At 43.3% G+C, this 16,292-nt stretch carries 17 protein-coding genes; 12 read left to right on the top strand and 5 right to left on the bottom strand.

Annotation, left to right across the window (positions count from 1 at the left end; genetic code table 11):
- Positions 1-67: 67 nt before the first annotated feature.
- Positions 68-451 (top strand): DUF3192 domain-containing protein, encoded by a 384-nt coding sequence (locus tag NLG07_RS11560; protein ID WP_254855595.1) that lies wholly within the window; start codon positions 68-70, stop codon positions 449-451.
- 111 nt (positions 452-562) lie between these two features.
- Entirely contained in the window at positions 563-1,207 is a 645-nt protein-coding gene (locus tag NLG07_RS11555; RefSeq protein ID WP_254855594.1) for a GNAT family N-acetyltransferase, read from the top strand.
- Positions 1,208-1,791: 584 nt separating this feature from the next.
- On the opposite strand, the gene NLG07_RS11550 is transcribed toward NLG07_RS11555, so the two are convergent.
- Together NLG07_RS11550 and NLG07_RS11545 are read right to left on the bottom strand one after the other, a co-directional pair.
- On the bottom strand, positions 1,792-2,091 hold the full coding sequence (locus NLG07_RS11550) for a DUF3301 domain-containing protein (RefSeq protein WP_254855593.1): 300 nt from the start codon (positions 2,089-2,091) through the stop codon (positions 1,792-1,794).
- On the bottom strand, positions 2,088-3,119 hold the full coding sequence (locus tag NLG07_RS11545; protein ID WP_254855592.1) for a DUF3549 family protein: 1,032 nt from the start codon (positions 3,117-3,119) through the stop codon (positions 2,088-2,090). Before NLG07_RS11545 ends, NLG07_RS11550 begins: the two co-directional genes overlap by 4 nt.
- 61 nt (positions 3,120-3,180) lie before the next feature.
- Here NLG07_RS11545 and truC point away from each other — a divergent pair, with 61 nt between their 5' ends.
- Both truC and NLG07_RS11535 read left to right on the top strand, forming a co-directional pair.
- Positions 3,181-3,924, top strand: a complete 744-nt coding sequence (gene truC, locus NLG07_RS11540) for a tRNA pseudouridine(65) synthase TruC (protein WP_254855591.1) — start codon at positions 3,181-3,183, stop codon at positions 3,922-3,924.
- Entirely contained in the window at positions 3,911-4,360 is a 450-nt protein-coding gene (locus tag NLG07_RS11535) for a flavodoxin domain-containing protein (protein ID WP_254855590.1), read from the top strand. The genes truC and NLG07_RS11535 overlap by 14 nt, the downstream gene beginning before the upstream one ends.
- A gap of 72 nt (positions 4,361-4,432) precedes the next feature.
- Here the strand turns inward: NLG07_RS11535 and dapD are convergent, their stop codons facing one another.
- Genes dapD through map form a run of 3 tightly spaced genes read right to left on the bottom strand, consistent with a single transcriptional unit; the run spans position 4,433 to position 8,689 of the window.
- Positions 4,433-5,257, bottom strand: a complete 825-nt coding sequence (gene dapD / locus NLG07_RS11530) for a 2,3,4,5-tetrahydropyridine-2,6-dicarboxylate N-succinyltransferase (RefSeq protein ID WP_254855589.1) — start codon at positions 5,255-5,257, stop codon at positions 4,433-4,435.
- A gap of 6 nt (positions 5,258-5,263) precedes the next feature.
- A complete protein-coding gene (gene glnD / locus NLG07_RS11525; protein WP_254855588.1) occupies positions 5,264-7,882 on the bottom strand; it encodes a [protein-PII] uridylyltransferase in 2,619 nt (872 codons plus the stop codon).
- A gap of 15 nt (positions 7,883-7,897) precedes the next feature.
- Positions 7,898-8,689: a type I methionyl aminopeptidase gene (gene map / locus NLG07_RS11520; RefSeq protein ID WP_254855587.1), complete on the bottom strand. Its 792-nt coding sequence runs from the start codon at positions 8,687-8,689 to the stop codon at positions 7,898-7,900.
- 333 nt (positions 8,690-9,022) lie between these two features.
- Between map and rpsB the strand changes: the two genes are divergently transcribed.
- The 8 genes from rpsB to rseP all read left to right on the top strand — a co-directional run bounded on the left by rpsB (position 9,023) and on the right by rseP (position 16,273).
- Positions 9,023-9,751, top strand: coding sequence for a 30S ribosomal protein S2 (gene rpsB, locus NLG07_RS11515; protein ID WP_254855586.1), 729 nt, complete (start codon positions 9,023-9,025; stop codon positions 9,749-9,751).
- A 69-nt stretch (positions 9,752-9,820) separates the two neighbouring features.
- A complete protein-coding gene (gene tsf / locus NLG07_RS11510) occupies positions 9,821-10,693 on the top strand; it encodes a translation elongation factor Ts (protein WP_254855585.1) in 873 nt (290 codons plus the stop codon).
- Between the two features lie 120 nt (positions 10,694-10,813).
- Positions 10,814-11,557, top strand: coding sequence for a UMP kinase (gene pyrH, locus NLG07_RS11505; protein ID WP_254855584.1), 744 nt, complete (start codon positions 10,814-10,816; stop codon positions 11,555-11,557).
- Between the two features lie 3 nt (positions 11,558-11,560).
- The gene (gene frr, locus NLG07_RS11500; protein WP_254855583.1) at positions 11,561-12,118 is read left to right on the top strand and encodes a ribosome recycling factor; all 558 of its coding nucleotides are present in this window, start codon (positions 11,561-11,563) and stop codon (positions 12,116-12,118) included.
- 6 nt (positions 12,119-12,124) lie between these two features.
- Complete coding sequence (gene uppS / locus NLG07_RS11495; protein WP_303049208.1) at positions 12,125-12,886, top strand: polyprenyl diphosphate synthase; 762 nt, start codon at positions 12,125-12,127, stop codon at positions 12,884-12,886.
- Entirely contained in the window at positions 12,880-13,743 is an 864-nt protein-coding gene (locus NLG07_RS11490; protein ID WP_254855581.1) for a phosphatidate cytidylyltransferase, read from the top strand. The genes uppS and NLG07_RS11490 overlap by 7 nt, the downstream gene beginning before the upstream one ends.
- A complete protein-coding gene (gene ispC, locus NLG07_RS11485; protein WP_254855580.1) occupies positions 13,743-14,930 on the top strand; it encodes a 1-deoxy-D-xylulose-5-phosphate reductoisomerase in 1,188 nt (395 codons plus the stop codon). The genes NLG07_RS11490 and ispC overlap by 1 nt, the downstream gene beginning before the upstream one ends.
- Positions 14,924-16,273 carry a sigma E protease regulator RseP gene (gene rseP / locus NLG07_RS11480; protein ID WP_254855579.1) on the top strand — a complete coding sequence of 450 codons (1,350 nt, stop codon included), beginning with the start codon at positions 14,924-14,926 and terminating at the stop codon, positions 16,271-16,273. Before ispC ends, rseP begins: the two co-directional genes overlap by 7 nt.
- The last annotated feature ends 19 nt before the right edge of the window (positions 16,274-16,292 follow it).

Raw genomic sequence — 16,292 nt, 5'->3', positions numbered from 1 at the left:
TGCTTATCTTTGGCATTGAAATTGAATGAATTGGCATGTATTCATTTGATTATACAAGGAAGCTAACATGCACACTATCAAAAAAATCGCACTCACTTTCCCGTTACTCTTGACCCTTTCTGGATGCGTAATCGCTATTGATCCAGATAATCGTAGTGAATGGGATACCCAACATAGCCAGTGGGAAGCTCGCGAAAAAAATAATCGGCAGCACATTCAATCTCTCCAATTAGGGATATCATTCGCAGACATTACAGAGAAGATGGGGATTGCAGATTTTAATGAGCTATCATTAAAGGGCTCTGAACAATATCAAATTTTATACTATCGAACTCAGCGAAAACAGCCAGACGGCATTACGACAAAAGACGAATGCACTCCATTGATTTTCAAAGAAAATTCTCTTATTGGCTGGGGGCAGGACTATCTAAAATCGATGCAGCTGCCTTAATTATTTCTGTTTAATAATTGAACTTTACTTGCCTTTACCACACTAAAGCTCTATAAATCTTTACACAATATTTACAAACAGCTTCGCGTAACGGCTTATGGAGAAACGCTTATGGAGTATTCAGCAGCAGTAGACTATTCAGAAAACGATATAGATTTTGAAATTAAACACCTAAGCGCAGTTGACCTAAAGGTCGCTGCGTCTATTCTGTACAATGCTTACTTTGATGATCCATTGTTCTCCAAGATTTTTAAAGTAGAGGAGGAGGGCTATGAGATGCGCTTGCGCAGCGCTATCCGCGAAGAACTCAATGCGTTTTGGGAAGCTAAACAACCAATGTTAGGCGTATACCGGGATGGTTCTTTAGTTGCTGTCACGTGTTTACTTACTCCAAATCCTGACTTTGGTCATGGTCGTTATTGGCATTGGCGCTTACGCATGTTGATGACAGCGGGTTTTCTTGGCACGCAACAGTTACTACACAAAGAGAAACTGGTGAGGGCTGAATTACCCACTCAGGACTGTCACATGATTTCGTTCATCGGGGTGCATCCGCAACATCAAGATCAAGGTCTTGGTCATATTTTGTTGGCAGGTATCAATGAAATTGTATCTTCTACAGAAGGTTCAAATGGAGTTGGAGTGTTTGTTACATTAGACAAATGCCTATCGTTTTTTAACTCTGGAGGTTTTACCTTTATCAAAAAATTATCCACTGAAAACATTTCGGGTCAAATAATGTATAAGTCGATTTAGCTTTTCCAAGGTGATGGCTTACTTTGTCCGTAAGAAATATCTTACAATAATGTAAGCCATTGATAGCTATTCTAATCCACAGTCTTCTCACAGTTTATCCCAAACCCCTGTTATTACGGTACTTTAGTTGAGGTAACAACAAAAGAATCGTGTTTATACACAGCATAATTAAAAAATATTTTCCTGAAATCATGGTTTAGTTGCGTAATATTTACCTTGTCACACGGAAACAATGACCCAGTCAGGAAGACATTGTTGAGTTAAGGGACATGGCATTTGCCAAAGCTTGATAGGATATCAAGCGATATCAGGAATAAAGGAAAGGGACATTGGTTGGCAACAACCAAACAGGAATAACTTCAGGAAGGAAGCAGGTTGCAGTATGGATGTGCAACTTCGTACTGGAGACATGGAAAGGGACCCGTGGATGGATTCGCGGCCAGCTTAGGATGAGTTGGATTAGAAGGAAAGGGGCGTATACGGATGTTAATCGGGATGATTATTGTAGCAATGGAACGCTGAGAAGGAAGCTCGAAACAATGAGGCGATAGTCAATAGGCTATCGCCTTTTCTTTTGTATTAAATTAATCTGGCTCTCTAAAAACCGGTAAATCTATACGTATCAAGCGTTGCTTTTTTATGGTTATGACCCCTTCATAAGCCACATCCGGTGCCGTAGTAAAACTCATCAGGTAATCAATTTCACCGCTGCGCTGACCTAGCAGATGAATGTTATGGCGATGAATACTGACAAATATCAGTTCGTGTTTTTTGCAATATTGCTGAGCCACAGTTCTTGCTATCTCTGCATTAGCTCGGATCCGCCAAAAGCCAATCGCAAGGCACATGAGTGATACCGAAACCAATATGTCTAAAAGTGTCATGACGCGGTGGTAATCTGTTTGATACGCTGTGATAAACCGGTTGTGTCCCGGGTATCGTGAATCAATGACAACAAATGCATGCGGGTCTGAGGTAACTGCACTAGATCTTGGTACAACCCCATCACAAAGTCATCATCATACGACAGCAAATGGGGTATAAAACGATGTAATACAGCCGTATCTTGCAGTGCTGCAAAGTTCCGAGCCGCAATTACGAGTAATAATTCAGATGGCACATCGGCTTGATTACAGATGAAACGTACAGTCTCAGTTTGAATGCCAATGTCAGCTTGACTCAACGCACGTAAATAACTAGCAAGAAGACCAAAATCAATCTGATTCGATTTGACCAGTACTTCGATTTCTTTTTTGATGTGCACTGCCAATGGTTTGTTTATCGCATAATGTTCAAAACTTTCGAGCAAAGATATGGTGACAGCTCTTGGCATCACTGACCAATTATTGAGTAAATGAACTTGAATATTGCCTTCATTACAACGACTGGCGATTTCAGCCAAACCTTGTACAGGGAGAGTCTGCCAATCTTGAGTGCTTGGAGATTGTATGTAATCTATACAAGGAGCCAAATAAGGACTGGCGGGTTGAATTAAGATTTTTTTTGCGAAAGCATGAAAATCTGCGAGCTGCTTCTGATTAGGAGTAAAGGTAAAGGGATTGTCACCAAGTTGCCCGTTTTGTTGGACCGTGTTTTGTAACTGTGCGCCAAGCGCTTGGATGACTTTTTCTAAAAACGAATTGCGAGCGGCTTGATTTAGCAAACCTCGCTCATCTAATGGAAGCTTAATGAACCAAATGAAATGCTGGCCAGACTGCCAAAAAATACAGCCAAACCACATATGCTGTTGTCTAGGAAAGGGGACAGGCTGCTTTTGATACTCGATATCAACAAATGTTTGAGCGGATAGTTCGCGGTATCCACGTCCCATATCAACGATGCGAAACTGTGTGCCAGCAGCGTGTAAAAACTCACTGATTGAATTAATAGTCGATTCTGGTGTATCTTGCATAGCCTTAACGTACACTGTTTGTTTTGATGGTGGACATTATAAACAGATCCGTTGGAATTTCATGCTCGATATACTTTTTCAAGATGAGGCTTTGGTCGCCATAAACAAACCCAGTGGTTTACTCGTTCATCGAAGTACGATTGATAAACACGAGACGGAGTTTGCGATGCAGATGGTAAGAGATCAAATCGGACAACACGTGTTTCCAGTGCATCGACTCGATAAGCCAACATCTGGGATCTTGGTATTTGCTCTGAGTTCTAACATGGCGCGGTTACTGAGTGCGCAAATTGAACAACACAGTTGGCAAAAAGCGTATACAGCAATAGTCCGTGGATGGGCGAGTGATTGTGAAATCGACTATGCGTTAAAAGAAAAACTCGATAAGATATCAGATAGACAGGCTCATACCGACAAACCAGCGCAAGAGGCTCTTACACGAGTGGAGTGCTTACAACATTATCTTGTGCCACAACCAGTTGGAAGGTATCAGCAGGCGCGTTTTAGTCTGATTCGTTGTTTTCCCAAGACAGGACGTAAACATCAAATACGTCGTCATTGCGCTCATATAAATCATCCTATTGTCGGTGACACGACGATCGGCGACGGTAAACAAAATGCCTTTATGCGAGCCCATTTTGGGCTACATCGTTTGGCATTGCATCATCACGAATTACAATTTGTTCACCCAATTACTGATTCGCCTTTGACGATTACTGCGCCAAAGCCATTGGACTTAAAAGCGGTTGTGGACAAATTGACTATATATGAAGTTGGAGAAATGATTCATCATGGCACAAATTGAAATTATTGTAGGTTCAGTATACGGGAATGCTCAAAATGTTGCAGAACACGCAGAACAATTCTTAATCTCGGCAGGGCATCAGGTTAATGTTCATACCGATCCAGATATTGATTTATTCAAGGAAGATGCAGCCTTTTTGGTCATCACCTCAACCACAGGTATGGGAGATGTACCACCGAATTTAGAGTTATTCTTTGCAGATGTTCAAGCCGATTTACCTTCATTACAAGGCAAAAAATACGCAATCGCTGCCTTAGGTGATAGCTCTTATTGTGAATCTTACTGTGGTGCCGGCAAACAATTTGCTGAGCTATTTGCCCAACTGCAAGGCGAAGAAATTACGCCAATGTTAGAGTTAGATTCAATGGAAACGTTTACCCCAGAAGAAGATGTTGTTGCTTGGCTTAAGCAACACAACACTCAATTCTCTGCATAAGCTGTTTTAGACTACAAAAAAACCGATGTACAAATAAGTAGCATCGGTTTTTCTGTTTCTCGGTTGCTGTGTTTATTCCGCAGCGCGAAGCAACTCGTTAATTCCCACTTTGGCACGAGTTTTGGCATCGACTTTTTTGACGATGATCGCTGCATACAGTGAGTAGGTACCACATTTACTTGGTAAAGAGCCAGATACCACGACCGAGCCAGCAGGTACTCTACCATAGTGAATCTCACCTGTTTCACGGTCATAAATACGTGTGCTCTGACCAATGTATACCCCCATGGAAATCACGGCACCTTCTTCAACAATGACACCTTCTACGATTTCAGAGCGAGCGCCGATGAAACAGTTGTCTTCAATGATCGTTGGGTTTGCTTGAAGTGGCTCAAGTACGCCACCGATGCCTACACCGCCAGACAAGTGAACGTTTTTGCCAATCTGTGCACACGAGCCAACCGTTGCCCAAGTATCCACCATTGTACCTTCACCGACATATGCACCGATGTTGACGTAAGAAGGCATTAGTACGGCATTTTTACCGACAAATGTTCCAGTACGCACCGCAGCTGGAGGAACAACTCGTGCGCCGTCACGTGCAAAATCTTCCGCGGTATAGTTGCTGTATTTAAGAGGTACTTTGTCAAAATACTTGGTTTCAGCGCCGTCAATCACATCATTGTTGTAACAACGAAAATAAAGCAGTACGGCTTTTTTGAGCCATTGATGAACGACCCATTCGCCGTCGACTTTTTCTGCAACTCGGCCTTCACCAGAATTCAAAAGGGCAATTGCTTCATTCACAGCATCTTTGATTTCTTGGCTAACGGTACTTGGAGTAATACTATCTCGCGCCTCGAAAGCCGCTTCAATCGTGGTTTGTAATTGTGACATAAGTGATTAGTGTTCCGCTTGATCTAAGGTTTTGATAATTTGCTTCTTCAAAGCAAGTTGAATTTCTGTACTGAGGGCTCTTCCATGGGCATCACTGACAATAAACACGTCTTCCGCGCGTTCGCCAATGGTAGATATTTTAGCAAGTCTTAAGGTCAGATTAAAGTCTACAAATAAATGACCGACTTTTGCCAATAATCCAGGGCTATCTAAGGCTTCTAATTCGATTAATGTTGCGTTGTCTTTGGCCGCAAAAAACCGTACTTTTGTTGGTACATTCAGTTGTTTGAGTTGGCGTGAGAGTTTGCGCTGATTGCGATGAGTGTTTTCGGACTTTTCAAGTTGAGTCTCGATTGCCATGCATAAGTTTGCGCGGCGTTTTTCAGAACTGATTTTGTGGTTCTGTTCGTCAACGACGATGATACTGTCAAATACATAACCGTCATCAGTAATCGCAATATTAGCGTCAAGAATAGATAAGTTTGCAGCGTCGAGAACCGATGCGATTTGCGCAAATACAGCCGGGCGATCTTGACCGTAGACGAGTAATTCGGTACCGGCTTTGGTCGTGTGGTTTGCCATACTTATATGCCATTGTTCTGCTGAACCATGGTGTAAAACTTGTTCGGTATGCCAAGCAATTTGAATGGGCTTATAACGAGTAAAATACGTGTCATCAAAGCGAGCCCAGAGGGTGTCAATTGTGGTCTTATCAAACTGATTTAACAACAGTAGTAAAGCAGCCTCGCGGTTAGATTGAGCGCGTTCTCTTAGCGAAACTTTGCACTGTAAACCATTGGCGAGAGCGTTGTGGGTCAAAACATATAGTTCTTTTAGTAAAGACGATTTCCAATCGTTCCACAAATTATCATTGGTCGCACGAATATCAGCTAAAGTAAGTGCATATAATAAATTCAAATGTTCAGGTGTTTTCACGGCGGTAGCAAAGTCGTGAATGACTTCAGGATCGTAAATATCTCGACGTTGAGCCACTACAGACATCAACAAATGTGAGTCTACCAGCCAACTAATCATCTCGATATCTTCTTGCGTCAGTTTGTGTTTTTCACCAAATGCGATGACATCTTGTGCGCCGAGTTTAGAATGGTCACCACCTCTTCCTTTTGCAATATCGTGAAAAATACCAGCGAGATATAATAATTCAGGTTTTTCTAAGTCAGTGACGATACTTTTGCAGCGCGGAAATTCAGTATTGTCTTCAGTGGTATATAAATAGAGATTCTTGACCAAACGGTGCGTATGCTCGTCTACAGTGTAGGCGTGAAACAGGTCGAATTGCATCATACCAACAATAGCGTCCCACTGTGGCAAATAGGATTGCATAATACCATATTGAAACATGACATCCCATGCTAAGCCAAAAAAGTTAGGCGTACGCATGAGTTTTAAAAATTGCTCACGACATTCTGGGTATTCTTCCCAGTATTGCGTCGCAAATTTACGTCTAGCGTTGCGCAGCTGTCTAATACACTCACCGTCTAGGCCAGTAATTTCTGGGGTGTGGGCAATGACTTCCAAAAAGCGCAAGATATCTAATGGGCTTTGAAAAACGTCAGTATGCTGAGGAACGATTAGTCCATTGTTATGATAAAAATTATTATTTATCGTTAAACCTGGCTCAACGTCTGCGCCCAAAATATCGATTTTGAAGCGCTGTAATAGCATAGTGTTGAGCTCGCTGACACGACGAGTCACGCGAAAAAAGCTTTTCATCATGTGTTCAACGGCTTTACTATCTTCTTGTTGATAGCCTAGTTTATGTGCCACATCATTTTGATAATCAAACAATAACCGATTTTCGGAACGCCCCGCCACTAGATGTAGGGCGCAACGGATCCGCCATAGTTGCCTGCGGCAGTCGATCAGCTCTTGATGTTCCATCTCGGTAAAATAACCATGGCCAACCAGTTGATAACCATCAAATTCTTGGAAATGTTTTTTTGCGACCCAGCCAATAGATTGAATGTCTCTTAAACAGCCAGGGTTTTCTTTTACATTTGGTTCGAGATTGTAGGCCGTACCGTGGAACTTGAAATGTCGTTGTTTTTGTTCTTCGTACTTAGCCAGAAAAAATGCTTTGCTGTTCCATACTTTGTCATTGTTGACCTTAGTGAGCATGTCATCAAAGGTCGTTTGACAGCCGATTAAACAACGCGCCTCAACAAGGTTGGTTGCTACCGTGATGTCATTTTTGGCCTGTTCGACACAATCTTTTATAGTGCGGACAGATTGGCCTATGTCTAACTTACAATCCCAGAGTAAGGTGATGAATGCAGATATTTTTTCACCAATTTCAGGTTTAAGTGAACGTCGGCTCAAAATTAATAAATCGATATCAGAATGTGGTTGAAGTTGACCACGGCCATAGCCTCCAACTGCAGCGAGGGATAAGTTAGGGATGTCAGATAAGCCGTGCAGAGTCCAAGCTTGACGCACTAAAGCATCGACGAAGTAGGCTCTGCCTAAGATGATTTCATCAATTTCACAGTGCGAAAATTCATTATCAATCCACTTATAAGAATCTGTTACGCATTGACGGAAAATCGAGACGTCTTGCAGTGTTCTTACGTCATTGATGCGCCGAATTAGTTCAACTAATTGCATGGTGATTCCATTGATTTAATGCGAGATAATCTTTGGAATGGATTCATCCTCGCGGTGAGTTAGAATTTCTACGCCGGTGCTGGTAACTAACAAAGTGTGTTCCCACTGAGCACTCAAACTACGGTCTTTGGTTACCACGGTCCAATTATCTGGCAATATCTTGCAGTAGCGTTTGCCCGCATTGACCATTGGCTCAATCGTAAAACACATACCTTCTTGGAGTACTTCCCCAGTCCCTGGTCTGCCGTAATGTACTACCTGAGGGTCTTCATGGAAAGTCGCACCGATGCCATGTCCACAAAACTCTCGTACAATGGAATAATGATGGCTTTCAGCATGTTGTTGGATAACATGGCCTATGTCGCCCAATGTTGTACCAGGTTTAACTATTTCAATTCCTTTATACAGGCATTCTTGCGTAACGCGAATGAGACGTTCAGCTAATATGGAAGGTTTGCCAACGACGAACATTTTAGAAGAATCACCGTGATAACCATCTTTAATCACTGTTACGTCGATATTGACAATATCACCGTCTTTGAGCTTTTTGTCACTCGGTATGCCATGACAAATCACATGATTAACGGATGTGCAAATTGACTTAGGGAATGGCGGTTGGCCGTAATTCAATGGTGCTGGAATTCCGCCTTGTACGTCTACAATATAATTATGACAAAGGGTGTTGAGTTCGTCTGTCGTTACCCCTTTGACCACATGCTCACCAATCATATTGAGCACGTCTGCAGCCAACTTGCCTGCGATGCGCATTTTTTCGATTTCTTCTTGTGTCTTAATCGTCGCAGCCACTGCGGTTCCTTATGAGTTAATTATAGATTTATTTGTGGTTGTATTTTACAACACCTTGACATATCTGCAAAGGGAGAGTGCAATTTGTAAAATATTATACTTCACTGTCGTTTTATCATTGCTTCAAATGACAAAAAGTGGTCTAATACGCCACCGCAAAATTTGGTTTTGCGGATATTCGTTGTAAAGCATTGCTTTATATTTAAAAAAACACACATACATCGACACTGACTCCGGGGTGTTTTTGTTTGTTAAGTTTCCCAGAAACTAGAAGCAAACAAGAATCGGGTGAAGGGATGTATGGAGGCCTAACCCCAATAGAGGATTTTAAACATGGCAAACGTATCAATGCGCGACATGCTACAAGCTGGCGTACACTTCGGTCACCAAACTCGTTACTGGAACCCAAAAATGAAGCCTTTCATCTTTGGCGCACGTAACAAAGTTCATATCATCAACCTTGAAAAAACGGTTCCGTTATTTAATGACGCACTGTCTTTCATCAGCTCTGTCTCGCAGAAGAAAGGTAAAGTTTTGTTCGTTGGTACCAAACGCGCAGCTGGCGAAGCAGTTAAAGAAGCAGCATTAAAGTGCGGTCAATACTACGTGAACAAGCGTTGGTTAGGTGGTATGTTGACTAACTGGAAAACCGTTCGTCAGTCAATCAAGCGCTTAAAAGACCTTGAGACTCAAGCACAAGACGGAACCTTTGATAAGTTAACTAAGAAAGAAGTTCTTATGTTACAACGTGAAATGGCTAAGTTAGAAAACAGCTTAGGCGGTATCAAAGACATGGGCGGTTTGCCTGACGTGATTTTCGTTATCGATGCGGATCATGAGCATATTGCTGTAACAGAAGCTCGCAACCTTGGTATTCCGGTTGTTGGTGTTGTAGATACCAACTCTAACCCAGATGGTGTTGACTACATCATTCCAGGTAACGACGATGCTATTCGTGCCATCCAGCTTTACTTGAACGCTGCTGCAGACGCAGTTAATGAAGGTCGTGATTCGAACATCGCAGTACAAGCTGAAGACGAGTTCGTTGAGGCAGCTGAATAAGCTTTTTATACTTGTAAACACGCCGAATCTGATTCGGCGTTTTCATTTTGAATATTTGAGGATTGAACAATGGCAGTGACAGCAGCACTGGTAAAAGAACTTCGCGAGCGCACTGGCGCTGGTATGTTAGATTGTAAAAAAGCGTTAGTTGAAACCGATGGCGACATCGAGCTAGCGATTGAAAATATGCGCAAGTCTGGTCAAGCAAAAGCCGCTAAAAAAGCGGGTCGTATTGCTGCAGAAGGCGTTATTTTGACCAAAGTAGATGGCGGTCGCGCCACTATGATGGAAATCAACTGTGAAACTGACTTCGTTGCACGTGACGAAGGTTTCTTAGCATTTGGTAAGAAAGTGGTTGAGTTGGCAGCGAGCCAAAATATCAATGATATGGATGCGTTAAATGCAGCAGAGTTAGACGGTGTAACAGTACAAGAAACCCGCGATACATTAGTTGCAAAGATTGGTGAAAACATCTCTCCTCGTCGCGTTGTTAACGTTGATGGTGACAACCTAGGCGCTTACGTCCACGGTGGTCGTATTGGTGTTATCGCTGTGTTAACTGGTGGCGATGCGGATCTAGCAAAAGACGTTGCCATGCACGTTGCTGCAGCCAGCCCACAATTCGTTAAGCCTGAAGATGTACCGGCTGATGTGGTTGAAAAGGAAAAAGAGATTCAAATCGACATCGCTATGCAATCTGGTAAACCAGCAGATATCGCAGAGAAAATGGTCTCTGGCCGCATGAAGAAATTCACTGGTGAAATCAGCTTAACTGGTCAGCCTTTTGTTAAAGATCCTAGCCAAACTGTTGGCCAGCTTCTTAAAGCAAATGGTGCTGACGTGGTTAATTTCATCCGCTTTGAAGTGGGTGAAGGCATCGAGAAAAAATCAGAAGATTTTGCAGCGGAAGTGGCTGCTCAGATGGAAGCGGCTAAGAAATAATTTAGCGAAAAGCTTTTTACTCTGGGTAACATCAGATACACTAGAAGCACTTCCCCCGGAGGTGCTTTTTTATGCCCATTGCCATCAGGTAAGGCGATTCTAACCATAGGATATTGAAATATGAGTATAGCTCCTAAAACAGCTTATCGTCGCATTTTATTGAAGTTAAGCGGCGAGGCGTTGATGGGTGACGCTGAATTCGGTATTGATGCAAAAGTACTCGACCGAATGGCACAAGAAATAAAAGAATTAGTCGAAATGGGTATCCAAGTCGGTTTGGTTATTGGCGGTGGAAATTTATTTCGTGGCGAAGGCCTAGCACAGGCTGGCATGAATCGTGTAGTTGGCGATCACATGGGGATGCTGGCTACGGTCATGAACGGTTTGGCGATGCGAGACGCGTTACACCGTGCTTTTGTGAATGCTCGCTTGATGTCCGCAATTCCCCTAAACGGTGTCTGTGACGGGTATAATTGGGCTGAAGCAATTAGTTTACTCAAATCCAATCGCGTGGTGATATTTTCTGCGGGTACAGGTAATCCGTTTTTTACTACGGATTCGGCTGCGTGTTTGCGGGGCATTGAAATTGAAGCGGATGCGGTTTTAAAAGCCACCAAAGTGGATGGAGTATACACCTCAGATCCTGCCAAAGACCCAGAGGCAACGTTATATAAGACGCTAACTTATAACGAAGTATTAGATAAAGAATTAAAAGTAATGGATTTATCCGCGTTCACTCTTGCTCGCGATCATTCCTTGCCTATTCGTGTATTCAACATGAATAAGCCGGGTTGTTTAAAACGCGTTGTGCTTGGTGAAGATGAAGGAACGCTCATTACTCATGCAGAAAACATAGAAGGTTAACTCATGTTAGATGAAATTGAATTAGATGCACAAGACCGCATGGAAAAAAGCCTTGTCGCTTTAAAATCACAACTAGCCAAAATCCGTACCGGACGTGCTCACCCAAGCTTGCTAGACAGCATTTATGTTAATTACTATGGTGCGGACACGCCGCTCAAGCAACTTGCGAATATCATTGCTGAAGACAGTCGCACTCTGGCCGTTTCCGTTTTTGATAAATCTGCAATTCAGGCGGTCGAAAAGGCGATTATGATGTCTGATTTGGGTCTTAATCCGAACAGCGCGGGTGGTGCGATCCGCATTCCACTACCTCCACTTACGGAAGAACGTCGTAAAGACCTGATCAAAGTCGCTCGAAACGAAGCGGAAGGCGGACGCGTTGCGATTCGTAATATTCGTCGTGATGCTAACTCGGATGTCAAAGATCTCTTGAAAGAAAAAGAAATCAGTGAAGACGAAGCCAGAGCAACGGAAGAAAATATCCAATCGTTGACGAATGATTTTGTCAAAAAAGTGGATGAGATGCTGGCTGAAAAAGAAAAAGAACTAATGGAAATCTAACCCCACATGAAGTTGTTTGCCAAGGAAGAACCTATAATAAATATGGATACAGCTAAGATGCCTAGACACGTTGCCATTATTATGGATGGCAACGGACGCTGGGCTCAGCAACAAGGGAAGCTGCGCACTTTTGGGCATAAAGCGGGAGTCGATGCCGTTCGTGCAGCAGTGAGTTTTGCGCGCAGGCACAATATACCTGCTTTGACGTTATTTGCATTCAGTTCTGAAAACTGGAAACGCCCCGAAGAGGAAGTCTCTGTGTTGATGGAGCTATTTAAGTTAGTGCTAAACAGCGAAGTCAAAAAACTCCACAAGAACAACGTTCGTCTAAAAGTCATTGGTGACTTGTCAGCGTTTGATGATGGATTGGTTGATCGTATCCGCAAAGCAGAAGCAATGACTGCAGACAATACGGCATTATGCTTAAACATCGCAGCTAATTACGGCGGCCGTTGGGACATAGTAGAGACCACAAAACGCATACAAACTCAAATCAATGATGGCACTTTACAACCATCTGATATCAATGAGGCCACCTTTAACCAACAAACCGCTTTTGCTCATGTGCCGGAACTTGACTTATTAATTCGCACGGGTGGTGAGCAACGCATTTCAAATTTTCTTCTGTGGCAATGCGCCTATGCTGAGCTCTATTTTACCGAGACGCTATGGCCTGATTTTAATGAGCAAACTTTCTCTAATGCCGTACAGAACTATCAACAGCGACAGCGCCGGTTCGGCAAAATCGCGGAACAGGTACAATGCTAAAACAGCGGATTATGACGGCTTTGGTCCTTGCGCCATGTGCGTTAGGAGCGATTTTATTTTTACCGATTGAATATTTTCAGTATGCAGTAGTCTTTGTTATGGGATTGGGCGCATACGAATGGGGTAATATGTCCGGGCTGATCCAGCGGCGTATGAAACTCTTTTTTACCCTTCTCATAACAACCATTTGTTTGATTCTTAGTATTGTGGTGCCGTCAGAAGCTATATGGCAGCAAAACGACCTACACCCATTGTATTTTGGCACTTTGGGTGTGGCTATGTTGTGGTGGCTGTACTCAGTTGTTATGATTATTTTGTATCCTAAATACAGTCATTTCTGGCAACGCTCTAATTTAATCCGCAATATCTTTGGGGTGTTTACTTTGGTCCCAACTTGGGTAGCGATAGTTGCTTTGCGTACCAGCTTATTTGAAATTGACCCGTTTTATGGTGCCTCATTGATTTTTTATGTCTTAGGGATTGTGTGGGCTGCGGACATTGGTGCATTTTTTGTTGGGGTAAAATTTGGTCGCACTAAACTTCGTCCTAATGTATCCCCGGGTAAAACCTATGAAGGTTTAGCCGGCGGGGTTGTGGCTTCACTTGCAATTATTGCCTTTGCCGCCATGCATTATCAAGTTGAGCCAGCTCGCATCAGCTTACATATTATTATCGGTGTTGTGACGGTGGGTATATCCGCCATGGGAGATTTGAACGAGTCTATGTTCAAACGCTGTGCTGGCATCAAAGACAGTGGTCGGCTATTGCCTGGACATGGTGGAGTCTTAGATCGAATTGATAGCCTGACTGCCGCGTTCCCAGTGTTTGCTTTTTGTTACGTGGTATGGATGGCGTGATGGATACCCTTGTTATCCTTGGGGCGACAGGTTCTATTGGGCAAAGCACCATAGATGTTGTAAAGCGACATCCAAAACGCTATCAAGTTTTTGCACTGACAGCGAACGCTCAATACTCTCAATTACTTGATGATGCACTTGCGTGTCATGCCTCAATAGCCGTATTACACGATGAGAGTGTTTATGAGTCAGCTTGTGCATACGCTAAGCATATTGGCTTCACAGGTGAGATCGCATTTGGCGAATCAGCAGCGATAGCCGCCGTACAGCATCCATCCGTTACCAAAGTCATGGCAGCCATAGTTGGTGGTGCTGGGCTTAAAACGAGCATGGCTGCGGTTCAAGCTGGAAAAACTCTCTTGTTAGCGAACAAAGAGTCTTTGGTAATGTCCGGTGCTTTATTGATGGATGCTGCAGCGCAATCAGGGGCGACGATTCTACCAATTGATAGCGAACACAACGCCATTTTTCAGTGCTTACCAAAAGAATTTGCCTATGGTGACCTGATACAAAGCGGTATCCACAAAGTATTACTTACAGGCTCAGGTGGACCGTTTCTCACTCGTTCTTTAGATAGTTTCCATACGATTACCCCTGAACAAGCCTGTGCCCATCCAAATTGGGATATGGGGCAAAAAATATCAGTAGACTCGGCGACCATGATGAATAAAGGCTTAGAATTCATTGAAGCAAAGTGGTTATTTGGTCTGAGTAATGAACATATTCAAATTGTGCTTCACCCCCAGTCAGTCATTCATTCTATGGTGCAATATTGTGATGGCTCTGTCATTGCGCAAATGGGTAATCCTGATATGCGTACCCCCATTGCACATGCGTTAGCTTATCCCGAAAGAATTGACTCAGGCGTTGCGCCATTAGACTTTTCGCAACTGAATGATTTTACGTTCGCAACGCCTTGCCAAGAACGCTATCCGAATTTGTATTTAACCCTTGCTGCGGCAGAACAGGGGCAAACAGCCTGTACATTCATCAATGCAAGTAATGAAGTGGCTGTTGCGGCATTTTTACATCACGTGATTGGCTTTACCGATATAACACGCATCAATGAACAAGTATTGGCCAAAGCCCCACATTCGTCTGCGCATTCATTGGATGAAGTTATCGCACTCGATGAACAAGCGCGCTCACTGGCTACTGAGGCGGTACAAAGGCTTACCAAATGTTAGATATTATTTGGAATATTGCCTCGTTTATCGTTGCTTTGGGCATTTTGGTTGCGGTGCATGAGTGGGGACATTTCATTGTCGCGCGTTGGTGTGGGGTAAAAGTACTGCGCTTTTCCATTGGCTTTGGCAAAATCATTTGGTCACGCTACGATAAGCACGGCACTGAGTTTGCAATCGCTGCAATTCCGTTAGGTGGTTATGTCAAAATGTTGGATGAGCGGGTAGATCCGGTGTCACCAGAACAACGACATGAAGCATTCAATCAAAAAACCGTTTGGCAGCGGTTTGCTATTGTGTCGGCAGGGCCAGTGGTGAATTTTATCTTTGCGGTGATCGTCTTGGCATTCATGTTTATGCTTGGTGTGTCGGTGTTAAAGCCCAAGATAGGCGAGATCATTCCTAACTCCATTGCAGCGCAAGCAAATCTACCAAACGATGGCGAAATCGTTTCCATCAATAACCATAAAACTCTCGATTGGCAAGCGGTCAATTATGAGTTGTTGGCTACCTTAGGTCACAGTCATTTATCTATGGTGATTGCGCATGATGGAGGTGAACACACGTACCGAATAGGGCTAAATCAATGGCGTTTAGACGATACTGAAACGATGCCGCTTACCCAATTTGGTATAAATCCTGCTCAACCCAAAGTGCTAAATGTTATCGGAGCAATTGCCCCTAACTCTGCTGCGGCAAGGGCTGGACTCAAGCCTGGGGATAAAATCCTGAAAATAGATGGAACTCTTTTAGACAATTGGGAACAAACAGTTGCGATGATTAAAGCACGTCCAGGTGAAGGCGTAACCATAACCATTGCAAGAAATTCGGTATTGTACGAGCTCGATGCAATTCTCGACCGCCGGGAAATGCCGCAAGGTGCGATTGGTTTACTCGGAGTGACCCCAACACTGGATGGTGAACGCAGTGACTATGTATTGACTAAGCAATATGGCTTTGTCGATGCCGTGGTCGCTGGGATTGAGCGCACTGGTCGTCTAATGAGCTTAAGTGTATCAATGTTGGGTAAATTATTTACCGGTGATGTGGCTGTAGAGTCATTGAGTGGTCCAGTCGGTATTGCACAAGGTGCTGGAGCCAGTGCTAGCATCGGTTTTGTGTACTTTTTGAGCTTTTTGGCATTGATAAGTGTGAATTTAGGAATTTTAAACTTGCTTCCGTTGCCCATGTTAGATGGGGGGCATTTGATGTTCTTCATCATTGAATGGCTACGTGGTAAGCCGTTATCCGAAGACACTCAAGAAAAATGCCTGCGCGTTGGCGCAGCGATATTATTTACATTTATGTCAATCGCGATATTTAACGACATCATGAGACTGACATAATTTTGCGCTTAGACACGCA

The organism is Alteromonas sp. LMIT006 (genome assembly GCF_024300645.1).
Lineage (GTDB): Bacteria > Pseudomonadota > Gammaproteobacteria > Enterobacterales > Alteromonadaceae > Opacimonas > Opacimonas immobilis.
Note: the sequence above shows the minus strand (reverse complement) of the source record. Positions and strands in the feature narration are given on the sequence as shown.

Bases quoted from the DNA above. Each gene is read 5' to 3' on its own strand.
- NLG07_RS11490 (WP_254855581.1), top strand. From the start codon at position 12,880: ATGCTAAAACAGCGGATTATGACGGCTTTGGTCCTTGCGCCATGTGCG.
- glnD (WP_254855588.1), bottom strand. From the start codon at position 7,882: ATGCAATTAGTTGAACTAATTCGGCGCATCAATGACGTAAGAACACTG.
- rpsB (WP_254855586.1), top strand. From the start codon at position 9,023: ATGGCAAACGTATCAATGCGCGACATGCTACAAGCTGGCGTACACTTC.
- NLG07_RS11560 (WP_254855595.1), top strand. From the start codon at position 68: ATGCACACTATCAAAAAAATCGCACTCACTTTCCCGTTACTCTTGACC.
- NLG07_RS11545 (WP_254855592.1), bottom strand. From the start codon at position 3,119: ATGCAAGATACACCAGAATCGACTATTAATTCAATCAGTGAGTTTTTA.
- pyrH (WP_254855584.1), top strand. From the start codon at position 10,814: ATGAGTATAGCTCCTAAAACAGCTTATCGTCGCATTTTATTGAAGTTA.
- uppS (WP_303049208.1), top strand. From the start codon at position 12,125: ATGAAGTTGTTTGCCAAGGAAGAACCTATAATAAATATGGATACAGCT.
- truC (WP_254855591.1), top strand. From the start codon at position 3,181: ATGCTCGATATACTTTTTCAAGATGAGGCTTTGGTCGCCATAAACAAA.
- tsf (WP_254855585.1), top strand. From the start codon at position 9,821: ATGGCAGTGACAGCAGCACTGGTAAAAGAACTTCGCGAGCGCACTGGC.
- rseP (WP_254855579.1), top strand. From the start codon at position 14,924: ATGTTAGATATTATTTGGAATATTGCCTCGTTTATCGTTGCTTTGGGC.
- frr (WP_254855583.1), top strand. From the start codon at position 11,561: ATGTTAGATGAAATTGAATTAGATGCACAAGACCGCATGGAAAAAAGC.
- dapD (WP_254855589.1), bottom strand. From the start codon at position 5,257: ATGTCACAATTACAAACCACGATTGAAGCGGCTTTCGAGGCGCGAGAT.
- NLG07_RS11550 (WP_254855593.1), bottom strand. From the start codon at position 2,091: ATGACACTTTTAGACATATTGGTTTCGGTATCACTCATGTGCCTTGCG.
- NLG07_RS11555 (WP_254855594.1), top strand. From the start codon at position 563: ATGGAGTATTCAGCAGCAGTAGACTATTCAGAAAACGATATAGATTTT.
- NLG07_RS11535 (WP_254855590.1), top strand. From the start codon at position 3,911: ATGGCACAAATTGAAATTATTGTAGGTTCAGTATACGGGAATGCTCAA.
- ispC (WP_254855580.1), top strand. From the start codon at position 13,743: ATGGATACCCTTGTTATCCTTGGGGCGACAGGTTCTATTGGGCAAAGC.